The sequence below is a fragment of the Micrococcus sp. iso_26 genome (assembly GCF_056172975.1).
This window is the reverse complement of the sequence record NZ_CM149652.1, coordinates 2296445-2309427: the sequence shown is the minus strand read 5'-3', so window position 1 is coordinate 2309427 and position 12983 is coordinate 2296445. Positions and strand designations below refer to the sequence as shown.

Annotated in this window: 15 protein-coding genes; 11 read left to right on the top strand and 4 right to left on the bottom strand. The window is 74.8% G+C overall.

Annotated features, from left to right (window positions below; all coding sequences use genetic code 11):
* The first annotated feature begins 169 nt into the window (after positions 1 to 169).
* A complete protein-coding gene (rlmN, locus tag AC0VX0_RS10740; protein ID WP_459536866.1) occupies positions 170 to 1342 on the top strand; it encodes a dual-specificity RNA methyltransferase RlmN in 1173 nt (390 codons plus the stop codon).
* Positions 1343 to 1417: 75 nt separating this feature from the next.
* Here the strand turns inward: rlmN and AC0VX0_RS10735 are convergent, their stop codons facing one another.
* Both AC0VX0_RS10735 and aroQ read right to left on the bottom strand, forming a co-directional pair.
* Positions 1418 to 1900 carry a pyridoxamine 5'-phosphate oxidase family protein gene (locus tag AC0VX0_RS10735; protein WP_377636491.1) on the bottom strand — a complete coding sequence of 161 codons (483 nt, stop codon included), beginning with the start codon at positions 1898 to 1900 and terminating at the stop codon, positions 1418 to 1420.
* 96 nt (positions 1901 to 1996) lie between these two features.
* Positions 1997 to 2449 (bottom strand): type II 3-dehydroquinate dehydratase, encoded by a 453-nt coding sequence (gene aroQ / locus AC0VX0_RS10730; RefSeq protein ID WP_100058711.1) that lies wholly within the window; start codon positions 2447 to 2449, stop codon positions 1997 to 1999.
* A 213-nt stretch (positions 2450 to 2662) separates the two neighbouring features.
* On the opposite strand from aroQ, the gene trxA reads away from it, so the two are divergent.
* Entirely contained in the window at positions 2663 to 3103 is a 441-nt protein-coding gene (trxA, locus tag AC0VX0_RS10725) for a thioredoxin (protein WP_052001250.1), read from the top strand.
* A 30-nt stretch (positions 3104 to 3133) separates the two neighbouring features.
* Here trxA and idi read toward each other — a convergent pair whose 3' ends face one another.
* The gene (gene idi, locus AC0VX0_RS10720; protein ID WP_036340461.1) at positions 3134 to 3763 is read right to left on the bottom strand and encodes an isopentenyl-diphosphate Delta-isomerase; all 630 of its coding nucleotides are present in this window, start codon (positions 3761 to 3763) and stop codon (positions 3134 to 3136) included.
* A gap of 146 nt (positions 3764 to 3909) precedes the next feature.
* Here idi and AC0VX0_RS10715 point away from each other — a divergent pair, with 146 nt between their 5' ends.
* From AC0VX0_RS10715 to crtX, 9 genes are all read left to right on the top strand, one after another.
* Positions 3910 to 4458 carry a hypothetical protein gene (locus AC0VX0_RS10715; protein WP_020626537.1) on the top strand — a complete coding sequence of 183 codons (549 nt, stop codon included), beginning with the start codon at positions 3910 to 3912 and terminating at the stop codon, positions 4456 to 4458.
* Positions 4459 to 4619: 161 nt separating this feature from the next.
* Positions 4620 to 5696: a polyprenyl synthetase family protein gene (locus tag AC0VX0_RS10710; protein ID WP_010079993.1), complete on the top strand. Its 1077-nt coding sequence runs from the start codon at positions 4620 to 4622 to the stop codon at positions 5694 to 5696.
* A 1-nt stretch (position 5697) separates the two neighbouring features.
* Positions 5698 to 6594, top strand: coding sequence for a phytoene/squalene synthase family protein (locus AC0VX0_RS10705; protein ID WP_063189943.1), 897 nt, complete (start codon positions 5698 to 5700; stop codon positions 6592 to 6594).
* Entirely contained in the window at positions 6591 to 8291 is a 1701-nt protein-coding gene (gene crtI, locus AC0VX0_RS10700; RefSeq protein ID WP_101966188.1) for a phytoene desaturase family protein, read from the top strand. Before AC0VX0_RS10705 ends, crtI begins: the two co-directional genes overlap by 4 nt.
* Positions 8288 to 9172 carry a prenyltransferase gene (locus AC0VX0_RS10695; protein WP_101966187.1) on the top strand — a complete coding sequence of 295 codons (885 nt, stop codon included), beginning with the start codon at positions 8288 to 8290 and terminating at the stop codon, positions 9170 to 9172. Before crtI ends, AC0VX0_RS10695 begins: the two co-directional genes overlap by 4 nt.
* Positions 9142 to 9531 (top strand): C50 carotenoid gamma-cyclase subunit alpha CrtYg, encoded by a 390-nt coding sequence (gene crtYg, locus AC0VX0_RS10690; protein ID WP_101966186.1) that lies wholly within the window; start codon positions 9142 to 9144, stop codon positions 9529 to 9531. The genes AC0VX0_RS10695 and crtYg overlap by 31 nt, the downstream gene beginning before the upstream one ends.
* Positions 9528 to 9884: a C50 carotenoid gamma-cyclase subunit beta CrtYh gene (gene crtYh, locus AC0VX0_RS10685; protein WP_144825832.1), complete on the top strand. Its 357-nt coding sequence runs from the start codon at positions 9528 to 9530 to the stop codon at positions 9882 to 9884. The genes crtYg and crtYh overlap by 4 nt, the downstream gene beginning before the upstream one ends.
* Positions 9829 to 10437, top strand: coding sequence for a DUF2238 domain-containing protein (locus tag AC0VX0_RS10680; protein WP_144825831.1), 609 nt, complete (start codon positions 9829 to 9831; stop codon positions 10435 to 10437). The genes crtYh and AC0VX0_RS10680 overlap by 56 nt, the downstream gene beginning before the upstream one ends.
* The gene (crtX, locus tag AC0VX0_RS10675) at positions 10434 to 11225 is read left to right on the top strand and encodes a C50 carotenoid glucosyltransferase CrtX (RefSeq protein ID WP_061866791.1); all 792 of its coding nucleotides are present in this window, start codon (positions 10434 to 10436) and stop codon (positions 11223 to 11225) included. The genes AC0VX0_RS10680 and crtX overlap by 4 nt, the downstream gene beginning before the upstream one ends.
* Here the strand turns inward: crtX and AC0VX0_RS10670 are convergent.
* Positions 11210 to 12895, bottom strand: a complete 1686-nt coding sequence (locus AC0VX0_RS10670) for an SDR family oxidoreductase (RefSeq protein ID WP_061866792.1) — start codon at positions 12893 to 12895, stop codon at positions 11210 to 11212. The two genes, crtX and AC0VX0_RS10670, sit on opposite strands and share 16 nt — an antisense overlap.
* Positions 12896 to 12983 lie beyond the last annotated feature (88 nt).

The following is a 12983-nucleotide window of genomic DNA, read 5'->3' as shown; positions in this document are numbered from 1 at the left end:
GGACCGCGCCGGCAAGCCGGCCCTCGGCCGCCCCGAGCGCGGCCTGATCGACGAGTCCGAGGCGCGCCAGCTCGCCGAGGACCGGGAGCGCATGCGCCGCGCCGGCGTCGGCCACCAGCTCTCCGCGCCCAAGCGCCGCGAGGCCGCCACCGCCGAGCGCCCCCAGGTGATGCCGAAGACCGAGGGCTGGACCCAGCCGATGGGCCCGGACGGCCGACCGCAGCTGCAGTTCAAGCAGCCGCGCGTCTCCCAGCCGCCCACGCACCTGGCCGACCTCACGCTGAAGGAGCGGCAGGAGAAGGCCAAGGAGATCGGGCTGCCGGCGTTCCGCGCCAAGCAGCTCTCGGTGCACTACTTCGAGCACTACACCACCGATCCGGAGCAGATGACGGACCTGCCCAAGGACAAGCGGGAGGCGATCGCGGAGGCGTTCTTCCCGCCGCTGCTCACCGAGGTCCGGCGCATGGAGACCGACCGCGGGGACACCATCAAGTTCCTGTGGCGGCTGTTCGACGGCGCGCTCGTGGAGTCCGTGCTGATGCGGTATCCCGGCCGCGTGACGCTGTGCGTGTCCAGCCAGGCCGGCTGCGGGATGAACTGCCCGTTCTGCGCCACGGGCCAGGCCGGGCTGACCCGCAACATGTCCACGGCGGAGATCGTGGAGCAGATCGTGCTGGCCAACCAGGTGATCGCCCAGGGCGGACTGGGCGGCAAGCGCAAGGATGGCGGGCACGACGCCGACCGCGTCACCAACGTCGTGTTCATGGGCATGGGTGAGCCCCTGGCCAACTACAAGCGCGTGATGGCCGCCGTGCACCGCATGGTGGACCCCTCGCCTGAGGGCCTGGGCATGTCCGCGCGGAACATCACGCTGTCCACCGTCGGCCTGGTGCCGGCCATCCGGAAGCTGGCCGAGGAGGGCGTGCCGCTGACGTTCGCGCTGTCCCTGCATGCGCCGGACGACGAGCTGCGCGACGAGCTGATCCCCGTGAACTCACGCTGGAAGGCGGACGAGGCGATCGACGCCGCGTACGACTACTTCGTGGCCACCGGGCGCAGGGTGTCCATCGAGTACGCGCTCATCAAGGACATGAATGACCACGCGTGGCGCGCCGACCTGCTGGCCAAGAAGCTCAACGCCCGGGGCAAGGGCTGGGTGCACGTGAACCCGATCCCGCTGAACCCGACGCCGGGCTCCATCTGGACCGCCTCGGAGAAGGACGTGACGCGCGAGTTCGTGGACCGGCTCAACGCCGCCGGCATCCCCACCACCCTGCGCGACACCCGTGGCAAGGAGATCGACGGCGCATGCGGCCAGCTGGCGGCCGAGGACGTCGACTGACCTGCCGAGGCCCCGCGCGCGGCGCCCACCGGCCCGTCCTCGGGCAAGCCGCGGGGCCGGCGTCGGGGAGCGCCGTCAGAAGCGGACGGTCTCGCTGTCGCCCGGCTCGGCGGTCCCGCCGGTGACCTTGGCCTTGACCAGCTCGACGGCGGTGGCCACCGCGCCCGGGGACTCCCAGAACTGGGCGGTCTGCACGTCCACGCGCACGAGCACGATCTGCGGATCCTCGGGGCTCGAGCCCTCACCGAAGAAGGCCTCGGTGGCCGGGTTCCAGAACTCCTTCTTGCGCGCGTCGTCGCGGACGAGCTGACCGTGGCCCGCGAGGGAGGCCCAGAAGTCCTTGTCCCGCACGGCGACGTTGACCGGGCGCTGCGGAGCGTCCGCGGCGACGTCGGAGGTGGCGCGCGTGAGGAACCAGAGCGTGCCGCCGTCCTCGGCCTGTTGCAGGCCCATCGGGCGGGTGACGAGCGTGCCGTCCCGCTCAGCGGTGGTCAGCATGCAGACGTTCACCTTCGCGAGCTTCTCGAGCAGACGGGCGCGGGGATCCTGGGTGCCCATGGCGTGACTCCTTCGTCGTCGGGTGCCGGCGCCCTGATGTGGCCACCGGCTCGTACCACCGACCCTAGGCACGGCCAGGCGGGTCCTGACCAGCGCTCAGCCGCGCACAGCCGCGGCGAGCCAGTCGACGGCGAGGGCGTAGCCCTGGACTCCCGCCCCGGCGATCACGACGTCGGCGACGGCGGAGACGTGCGAGTGGTGCCGGAACGCCTCGCGCCGGTGGACGTTGGAGATGTGCACCTCGGCGATCGGCCGGTCGACGGCGGCGAGGGCGTCCCGGATGGCGATGGAGGTGTGCGAGTACGCGGCGGGGTTGATGAGGACGCCCGCGTGGGAGGTGCGGGCCTCCTGGATCCAGTCGATGAGCTCGCCCTCGTGGTTGGACTGTCGGAAGTCCACGGTCAGCCCGTGCTCGGCCGCGCGGGCCTCGGTGAGCGCACGGACGTCGTCGAGGGTGGCCGTGCCGTAGACCTCGGGCTCGCGGGTGCCGAGCAGGTTCAGGTTGGGGCCGTTGAGCACGAGCAGGGGCAGGGCGGGAGTGGCGGTCATGCGGTCAGTCTAGGAAGCGACGACGACGGCTCCCGTCTCGGCCCCGAAGGTGTGCGGGGAGGCGCCCGTTTCCCGAACGAAAGTGCCGGGACACGCCGCCGTTTCCCGAACGAAAGCGGGGTGAGGCGGAATAGGTGCGGCGGGGTGTCCGTTGTGGTCGGCAGGACGATCGCCGGCGTGAGCGCGTCGGCCCCGCTGACGAAAGGACCCACCGTGGCCACCAAGGACCTGACCCTCGAGGAGTTCGGCTCCACCGTCGCCGAGAACGACACCGTGCTCGTGGACTTCTGGGCCGGCTGGTGCGGCCCGTGCCGCCAGTTCGCCCCCGTGTTCGAGGCCGCCTCGGAGAAGCACGACGACGTCGTGTTCGCCAAGGTCGACACGGAGGACCAGCAGCAGCTGGCGGCGATGGCCGGCATCACCTCCATCCCCACGCTCATGGCCTTCCGCGGCGGTGTGCTCGTGTTCTCCCAGGCCGGCGCCCTGCCGGGCACCGCGCTCGAGCAGCTGCTCGACCAGGTCAAGGGCCTCGACATCGCAGAGGTCCGCCGCCTGGCCGAGGAGCAGCAGGGCCAGCAGGGCGACGCCGAGCCGGCGCAGGACGAGGCCGTGCAGTCCACCGCCGCCCACCTCGACGACGTCAACGGCCGCTGACGGCCCGCACGGCGTCGCCGCGCCGGCCGCTCACCGCGGGTCGAACGCCCCCTGCTGCCACTGCTCCACGAGCCACGGGCTGAACGCCCGGGGGACGGCGGCCAGGGCGGCGGCCAGATCGGCCGGCTCCACCCAGCACCACTCCGCGACCTCGTCCCGCTCCGGGGCGGGGTCGCCGTGCATCCGGGCCCGGAACACCGGGCAGATCTCGTGCTCCTCCATGCCGGAGGCGTCTGCGGCCCGGTAGCGGAAGTCGGGGAGCACCTCGACGACGTCGGACACCTCCACGCCCAGCTCCTGCGGGGCGCGGCGCAGCACGGCCTCCGCGGGGGACTCGCCGGGGCCGGGGTGCCCGCAGAACCCGTTGGTCCACACCCCGGGGAACGCCGCCTTGCCCAGCGCCCGGCGGGTGAGCAGGAACCGGCCGGCCTCGTCGTACACGTGACAGGAGAAGGCCAGGTGCAGGGGCGTGCCGCCGTCCTCGGTGCGGCGGTGGACCGTGGCCTTGGCCTCCGTGCCCACGGCCTCGCCCGCCGGGGACAGCAGGACCACGCGCTCGACGTCGTCGGGTCCTGCGACCGGGACGTCCGCGACCGCCATCCACGGTCGGGCGAGGGGGGAGGGGCGGTCGTGCGGGGAGGGCGTGGCCGGGGTCTGCATGCCTCTCAGTGTGGCAGGCGAGCCGGGCCGCCCATCAGATGTGGGCCACGTCACCTCCGCCCGATCCCGACGGCCGGGCGTGGCTAGAGTGCTGAGGTCGGCGCCACACCCCGGCGCGTCCCACGTCACTCGAGGAGAGCACCCCCATGGCCTTCGCCGCCCTGTCCCGTTCCGCCCGTCTTGCCGGCCTGTCCGCTGCCGCGCTGCTGGCCCTCACCGCGTGCGGCGGTCAGGACTCGTCCGACGCCGACGCGTCCGCCTCGACGACGGCGCCCGCCTCCGCGTCCGCGCAGGGTGCGGAGTCGTCGTCCGCCTCGGCGTCGTCGCTGTCCGCGGCCCCGGCCGACTACGAGGCCGGCACGTGCTTCACCGCCCCGCTCGGCGCCCGTGACCTGTCCTCCTTCGAGACCACCGACTGCGAGGGCGCCCACACCGCGGAGTACCTGTGGGCCGTGCCGGCCGTGGCCGAGGGCGAGGAGGCCGACCCGGCCGCCGCCCAGACCTGCACCGCCCAGGCCCAGCGCCTGAGCGAGGAGAAGGAGGACCAGCTGAACGGGGCCGTCCTGACCTCCTCCGAGCTGGGCAACTACGGCACCGACGAGAAGCACTGCGTCGTGTACGGGGTCTCCGGTGAGTGGGAGGGTCAGATCGTGGACCCGGAGATCACCCTGGAGACGGCGTCCGCCGACGCCTGATCCCGACGGCGGCCCCGTGCGTCGTGAGATCGCGCCGCCCGGGACCGCCGCGCATGGACGCGGGACCGGCGCGGCCCGTAGTGTCTTCTGCGTCCAGAAGTTAGACGGTCGAACAGATGCGGCGGTCGGTGCCGCGTCGTGTCCGCCACCGAGGAGGCGCCATGGGTGAAGCGAGGACGGGCGGCGAGGCCGCGCTCTCCGGGGTGACCGCCGAGCTGGACGCCGCGCTCCGACATGCCGCGGCCCAGGCACCCGGATCCGCCGCCTTCGCCGAGCTGCTCGACTCGCTCCACGTCCATGTGGGCGCCGGCAAGCTCATCCGCCCCCGTCTCGTCGAGCTCGGCTGGCGCCTGGCGACCGCCGACCCGGTCCCTCCGTCCGGCCGCGCTGCCGTCGACCGACTCGGGGCCGCCTTCGAACTGCTGCACACCGCGCTGCTCGTCCACGACGACGTCATCGATCGGGACGTGCTGCGGCGCGGCCAGCCCGCCGTGCACGCCTCCGCCCGGCACCGCCTCGAGGCCCGCGGGGTGCCCGCCGCGGACGCCGCCCACGCCGGGGTCGCCGTCGCCCTCATCGCGGGGGACGTCCTGCTCACCCAGGCGTTCCGGCTCGCCGCCACCTGTGCCGCCGACACCGCCCGGGCCGCCGAGGCCGCCGCCGTCGTCTTCGACGCCGCCGCCGTGACCGCGGCCGGCGAGCTCGAAGACGTGCTCCTGGGGCTGTCCCGCCACACCGGTGAGGAGCCCGATCCCGACCGCATCCTCGCCATGCAACGGCTCAAGACGGCGCACTACACGGTCGGCGCGCCCCTGCGCGCCGGCGCCCTCCTGGCCGGGGCGGATCCCGACCTCGCCCGGGCGATGGGCGAGGCCGGCGCCGACCTCGGCGCCGCCTACCAGGTGATCGACGACGTCCTCGGCGTGTTCGGCGATCCCGGGGAGACCGGCAAGTCCGCCGACGGCGACCTGCGCGAGGGCAAGGCCACCGTGCTCACCGCCCACGGCCGCCGCATCCCCGCCGTCCGCGCCCTGCTCGACGCGGGCCCGGCCACCCCCGCGGACATCGAGGCCGCCCGCCGCGCCCTCGAGGCGGCCGGTGCCCGGGAGCACGCCCTCGACGTCGCCGCCGAGCTCACCGTCCGCGCCCGCGAGCGCATCGCGGCCCTGCCCCTGGACGAGACGGTCCGGGCGGAGTTCGCCGACGCCTGCCACGCCGTGCTGACCCGGAGGTCCTGAGATGGCCGCGCCCACCCCGAGCCCTGCCGCGCTGTACACGCGGACGGCCCACGCCGCAGCGGCCCAGGTGATCCGCCGCTACTCCACGTCCTTCTCCTGGGCCTGCCGCACCCTGCCCCGGCAGGCACGCCAGGACGTGGCCACGATCTACGCCATGGTCCGCGTCGCCGACGAGGTGGTCGACGGCGTCGCGGTGGCCGCCGGGCTCGACGAGGCCGGGGTCCGCGCCGCCCTGGACGACTACGAGCGGGCGTGTGAGGCCGCGATGGCGTCGGGCTTCGCCACCGACCCGGTCCTGCACGCCTTCGCCGACGTGGCCCGTCGCCACGGCATCACCCCGGAGCTGACCCGTCCCTTCTTCGCCTCCATGCGCGCGGACCTGGGGATCCGCGAGCACGGCGCCGAGTCGCTGGACGCCTACATCCACGGCTCGGCCGAGGTGGTGGGGCTGATGTGCCTGCAGGTCTTCCTCTCCCTCCCCGGCACGCGGGCCCGGACCCCGGGCCAGCGGCAGGAGCTGCGCGCGCAGGCCTCCCGGCTGGGGGCGGCGTTCCAGAAGGTCAACTTCCTCAGGGACCTGGCCGCGGACCACCACGAGCTGGGCCGCACCTACCTGCCCGGTGCCGCACCGGGCGTGCTCACCGAGGCCCGCAAGGCCGAGCTCGTGGCCGAGGTCCGCGCCGACCTCGACGCCGCCCTGCCCGGCATCCGTGTCCTGGACCCCGGGGCCGGGCGCGCCGTGGCCCTGGCGCACGGACTGTTCGCGGCCCTGGTGGACCGGATCGAGGCGACCCCGGCGGCCGAGCTGGCCCACCGCCGTGTCCGGGTGCCGGACCATCAGAAGGCCCGGATCGCCGCCCGCGTCCTGGCACGGGGCCGCCGGGGAGGCCGCCGATGAGCGCCCGGGACACCGCTCTCGGCCCGCGCACCGTGGTGGTGGGCGGCGGGTTCGCCGGACTGGCCACGGCGGGCCTGTTGGCCCGCGACGGGCACCGGGTGACGCTGCTGGAGCGCGGCGCCGTCTTGGGCGGCCGTGCCGGACGCTGGTCTGAGGCGGGGTTCACCTTCGATACCGGGCCCTCCTGGTACCTGATGCCCGAGGTGATCGACCGCTGGTTCCGCCTCATGGGGACCTCCGCCGCCGAACGGCTGGACCTGCGCCGTCTGGACCCCGGCTACCGGGTGTACTTCGAGGGGCACCTCCACGAGCCCCCCGTGGACGTGCGCACCGGCCACGCGGAGACGCTGTTCGAGTCCCTCGAGCCCGGCGCCGGGCGCCGGCTGCGGGCCTACCTCGACTCCGCGTCCCGGATCTACGGGCTCGCCAAGGAGCACTTCCTCTACACGGACTTCCGCCGGCCGGCCGCCCTGGCCCACCCGGACGTCCTGCGCGCCCTGCCGGCCCTCGGGCCCCAGCTGCTGGGGGGCCTGCGCTCCCACGTGGCGGCCCGCTTCCAGGATCCCCGGCTGCGCCAGATCCTGGGCTACCCGGCGGTCTTCCTCGGCACGTCCCCCGACCGTGCCCCCGCCATGTACCACCTGATGTCCCATCTGGACCTCGCCGACGGCGTGCAGTACCCCCTCGGCGGGTTCGCGGCCCTCGTGGACGCCATGGCGGAGGTCGTGCGCGAGGCCGGCGTGGAGATCCGCACCGGGGTCGAGGCGACCGCCGTCGAGGTGGTGGACCGTCCCGCCCCCGCCGGCCGCCTCGGACGCCTGGCCGCCCGCCTGCCCAGGCCGGGAGCAGCCCGCGGGGACGAGGGTCGACGTCGCCGCCCGGGCCAGGTGACCGGCGTCGCCTGGCGGTCCGACGACGGCGCCGCGGGACGCCTCGACGCCGATGTGGTGGTGGCCGCCGCGGACCTGCACCACGTGCAGACCCGTCTGCTGCCTCCCGGCCGGCGCGTCGCGGAGTCCACGTGGGACCGGCGCGACCCCGGCCCCTCCGGCGTGCTCGTGTGCGTGGGGGTGCGCGGATCCCTGCCCCAGCTGGCCCATCACACCCTGCTGTTCACGGCGGACTGGGAGGACAACTTCGGGCGCATCGAGCGGGGAGAGGACCTCGCCGCGGACACGTCGATCTACGTCTCGCGCACCTCCGCCACGGACCCGGGCGTGGCCCCGGAGGGCGACGAGAACCTCTTCATCCTCGTCCCGGCCCCCGCCGAGCCGGGGTGGGGGCGCGGCGGCATCCGGGTCCGTGACGGCGAGGGCTGGCGGGTGGACCGCGCCGGGGACGCCCAGGTGGAGGCCGTGGCGGACCGGGCCCTCGACCAGCTGGCCCGCTGGGCCGGGATCCCGGACCTGGCCGAGCGCATCGTGGTGCGGCGCACCTACGGGCCCGGTGACTTCGCCGCGGACGTGCACGCCTGGCGGGGTTCGCTGCTGGGCCCCGGGCACACGCTGGCGCAGTCGGCCATGTTCCGTCCCTCGGTGCGGGACGCGGACGTGGCCGGCCTGATGTACGCGGGCTCCTCGGTGCGCCCGGGCATCGGGGTGCCCATGTGTCTGATCTCCGCCGAAGTGGTCCGGGACGAACTGCGCCACGACGCGCGCAGGGCCCGGCCCGCGGGCCCCGGGGGGAGCGGCGCATGATCCGCACCCTCTTCTGGGCGTCCCGGCCGGTCAGCTGGGTGAACACGGCGTACCCGTTCGCCGCCGCCGCGATCCTGACCGGGGGGCTGCCCGCGTGGCTGGTGGTCCTGGGCGTCGTGTTCTTCCTCGTGCCCTACAACCTGGCCATGTACGGCATCAATGACGTGTTCGACTTCGCCTCGGACCTGCGCAACCCCCGCAAGGGGGGCGTGGAGGGCTCCGTGCTGGGCGACCCCGCGGTGCGCCGCCGGGTGCTGGTGTGGTCGGTGCTGCTGCCCGTCCCGTTCGTGGCCGTGCTCGCGGGCTGGTCCGCCGTGCGGGGCGAGTGGGCCGCCGTGCTGGTGCTGGCGGTGAGCCTGTTCGCGGTGGTGGCGTACTCCTGGGCGGGGCTGCGGTTCAAGGAGCGGCCCTTCCTGGACGCCGCGACCTCCGCCACCCACTTCGTCTCCCCCGCGGTCTACGGCCTCGTGCTGGCCGGGGCGACCCCCACGCCCGCCCTGGCGGCGCTGCTGGGGGCCTTCTTCCTGTGGGGCATGGCCTCGCAGATGTTCGGGGCGGTGCAGGACGTGGTGCCGGACCGGGAGGGGGGCCTGGCCTCGGTGGCCACCGTGCTGGGCGCTCGGCGCACCGTCCTGCTCGCCGCCGGCCTGTACGCGGCGGCGGGCCTGCTGCTGCTGGCCACCGACCCGCCGGGCCCCCTTGCGGCGCTGCTGGCCGTGCCCTACGTGGTGAACACCCTGCGCTTCCGCCGCATCACGGACACCACCTCGGGCGCGGCCCACCGCGGCTGGCAGCTGTTCCTCCCCCTGAACTACGTGACCGGCTTCCTCGTGACCCTGCTGCTGATCGGGTGGGCGCTGACCCGGGGGGCGGCGGCATGATCTACCTGCTGGCCCTGCTGGGTGTCATCGGCTGCATGCTGCTGGTGGACCGGCGCTTCGAGCTGTTCCTGTGGCATCGCCCGCTCCCGGCGCTGCTGGTGCTGGCCGCCGGGGTGGCCTACTTCGTCGCCTGGGACCTGTGGGGGATCGCCGAAGGCGTGTTCCTGCACCGGCAGTCGCCCTACATGACCGGGGTGATGCTCGCTCCCCAGCTGCCCCTGGAGGAGGGGTTCTTCCTGCTCTTCCTCAGCCAGATCACGATGGTGCTGTTCACCGGGGCGCTGCGCCTGCTGCGCGGCCGGGGACGTGACGGACGTGCCGCGACGCCGGCCGATCCGACCGACGGGGGGAGCCGGTGACCTTCCTCGACCTCGTCCTCGTCTTCGTGGGCTTCGCCCTGGCCGTGCTCGTGGGCGCCGCCCTCGTCGGCCGCGTGCGCGGCGGGCACCTGCGGGCCGTGGCGGCCACCCTGGTGGCCCTGTGGGTGCTCACGGCGGTCTTCGACAACGTGATGATCGCCGCGGGGCTCTTCGACTACGGCCATGAGCTGCTGCTGGGTGTCTACGTGGGCCAGGCGCCCGTGGAGGACTTCGCCTACCCGCTCGGCTCCGCTCTGCTGCTGCCGGCGCTCTGGCTGCTGCTGACGAGCCGTCCTCGTGCCGGTCGGCGCGGCCGTCGGCCGGGACGCCGCCCCCACCCGGGCGATCGCTGACATGCTGCCGCTGATCCCCGCAGACCTGTTGCGCGCGCTCGGCCTGATCCTCGTCCCGGTCGCGGCTGTGCACGCCGGATGGCCGTCCGCGGCGGCGATGCTGCTCGTGTTCGGCTCCCAGTGGCTCACCCGCTGGCTCGCCCCGGGCGGAGTCCTGGACTGGGCCGCGCAGGCGGTCCTGCTGCTGGCCGGGTGGCTGAGCGTCATCGGCCTCTACCCGCGGGTGCCGTCGCTGGACCTGCTCGTGCACGCCGCCGCCTCCGCCGTGGTCGCCTGTCTGACGGCACTGGTGGTGGGGGCATGGCTCCGGCGTCGGGGGACCGAGGCCGGGCAGGCCGTGGCGCTGCTCGGCCCGGGCCTGGCCGGGCTGGGGATCGCGGCCGCCGCCGTGGCCCTGGGCGTGGTGTGGGAGCTGGCCGAATGGTGGGGGCACACGGCGGTGACCCCCGAGATCGGTGTGGGCTACACGGACACCATCGGCGACCTCGCCGCCGACCTCGTCGGCGCCGGGGTCGGCGCCGCCCTCGCCGTGCGCCGGGAGCGCACCCGGTGACCCCGGCCCGCCCCACGGTCTCCGTGGTCGTCCCGGTGCTCGATGACGCCGAGCACCTGCGCGTGTGCCTCGCCCTGCTGGCCGCCCAGAGCCGGCCGGCGCTGGAGGTGGTGGTGGTGGACAACGGCTGCGTGGACGACTCGGCGATGCTCGCCCGCGCCGCCGGCGCGCGGGTGGTGCACGAGCCGCGCCGCGGGGTCCCGGCCGCGGCGGCCGCCGGCCTGGACGCCGCGGTCGGGGAGCTGCTGGTGCGCTGCGACGCCGACACGCGGATGCCCGCGGACTGGCTCGAACGGATCGTGGCCCGGTTCGACGCCGACCCCGGGCTCGACGCCCTCACCGGGCCGGGGACCTTCCACGACCAGCCCGGCCTCCGGGGACAGGTGCGGGCGGCGCTCTACACCGGCGCGTACCGCTGGGGGGCGGGCGCCGCGGTGGCGGCCACCCCCGTCTGGGGCTCCAACTGCGCCCTGCGCGCCGAGGCGTGGCAGGCTGTGCGGACCCGCGTCCACCGCGAGCGCGGGGACGTGCACGATGACCTGGACCTGTCCTTCCAGCTGGCCTTGGCCGGCCGCCGGATCCGGTTCGATCCGGACCTGCGGGTGGAGGTCGCCGGGCGCATCTTCCACTCCCTGCGCCAGCGGGTGCGGCAGGGCCGGATGGCCGTCACCACCCTGCAGGTCAACTGGGCTCGGCTGTCCCCCGGGCGGCGGTGGCTGCGCCGGGCGGCCCGGGCACGCCCCCGGCCCCGCTGGGGGCGTGGCCCCGACGGTCAGTCCCGCGACTGAGCACCGCCGGCGCCGCGGGCTCGCCTGTCCAACGGGTTGCGACGCAGGGGCAGCCGGTCCACCAGCGGCCGCAGCAGGCCGCGGGTGCGGGGACGCTCGCCGCCGTCGTGCCGGCGCTGGGCCTCGGCCAGGATGTTCGCGGCCATCTCCGGGAACACCACGGCGTGGAAGGGCAGGATGGCGGTCCAGTAGGCGCGTCCGAGCAGGCCGTCCGGCATGAAGACCGCCCGCTGGCGGTAGACGGAGCCTCCGCCCTCCCGCGGCTCGGTGCTCAGCTGCAGCCAGGCCCGCCCGCCGGCCTTCATCTCCGCCCGCAGGGTCAGCCGCCGCCCCGGCTCCACGTCCTCCACCCGCCACCAGTCCACGGCGTCGCCGCGTCGCAGGTGGTCCGGGTCCCGCCGGCCGCGGGTCAGGCCGGGCCCGCCGGCCAACTTGTCCATCAGCCCGCGGATCTTCCACAGCAGCGGGGTGGAATACCAACCGTTGGCGCCGCCCACCGACTCGATCACCGGCCACACCTCCTGCGCGGGCAGGTCGGACTCGCGCTCGCGCTCGTCCGTGTAGACCGTGGTGCCGGCCCACTCGGGATCCGAGGGCAGGGGGGCGGCCGGGTCCGCGGAGCTCTGGAGGTCCGCGTCGAAGGTGACGTCCAGGGGACCCTCCTTCTCCCGCTTCAGCGCCAGCCGCACGGCGTCCATGTAGGAGGTCAGCCCGCCCGGCGGGTCCGGGATGAGGTCGCGGACCGAGCGGTCCTCCACGACCGCCTCCTCGGCGAGGGATGCGGCCAGGGGCAGGGCCACCGCGACCGGGATGGGGGTCACCATGCCGATCCAGAAGCCCGCCAGGGTCTTCAAGGGCAACGGGGTGGGGATCACGATGCGTCGGGACAGGCCGGCGGCCTTGGCGTAGTCCACCAGCACGCTCGCGAACGACTGGGGGTGTCCGTTGCCGATCTGGGCCCTCAGCTGCACGGGCTCCGGGAGGGCGCAGGCCTGCAGGAGGTAGTACAGGACGTCGCGGATGGCCAGCGGCTCCACCCGGTTCCTCAGCCAGGACGGGCCGGGCATCACGGGCAGCCGCTCGGCGAGATGGCGGATCATCTCGAACGAGGTGGAGCCCGAGCCGATGATCACCCCGGCCTCGAACGTCAGCGCCGGGGTCGCCGCCCGCTCGAGACGCTCGGCCACGAGGGCGCGGGAGCGCATGTGGTCGGACAGCTCCGCGACGGGGACCGTGTCCGGGTGCAGGCCGGAGAGATAGACGAGCTGGGCCACGCCGGCCGTGTCCGCGGCGGTGCCCACGATGTCCGCGATCCGCTGCTCCTGGGCCACGAAGTCGCCGCCCCCGCCCATGGAGTGCACGAGGTAGAGCACGGTGTGCACGTCCTGCATGGCGGCTTCGACGAGGTCCGCCTCGGTGAGGTCGAGCTCCACCGCCTCGATGCTGTCCGACCACGGTCGGTCCGCGAGGACGGAGGGGTTCCGGGCGCCGGCCCGGACGTCGAAGCCGGCGGCGAGCAGCTCGGGGATGAGGCGCCCGCCCACGTACCCGGTGGCACCGGTGACGAGGACGCGACGGCCCCGGCCGTCCGGCAGGGACAGGCCGAGGGGGGAGGTGTGGGACGCCGGCGTGGCACCGGCGGGGACGGGGGAGGGCTGTGTGGACGCCATGGGCGCACTCTAGGGTCCGGGGCGGGTCGGGCTGAAGGTCTCAGGTGTGCGGGCCCGGGAACGGGGTGGTCGGCACGCCGCCGGGCCG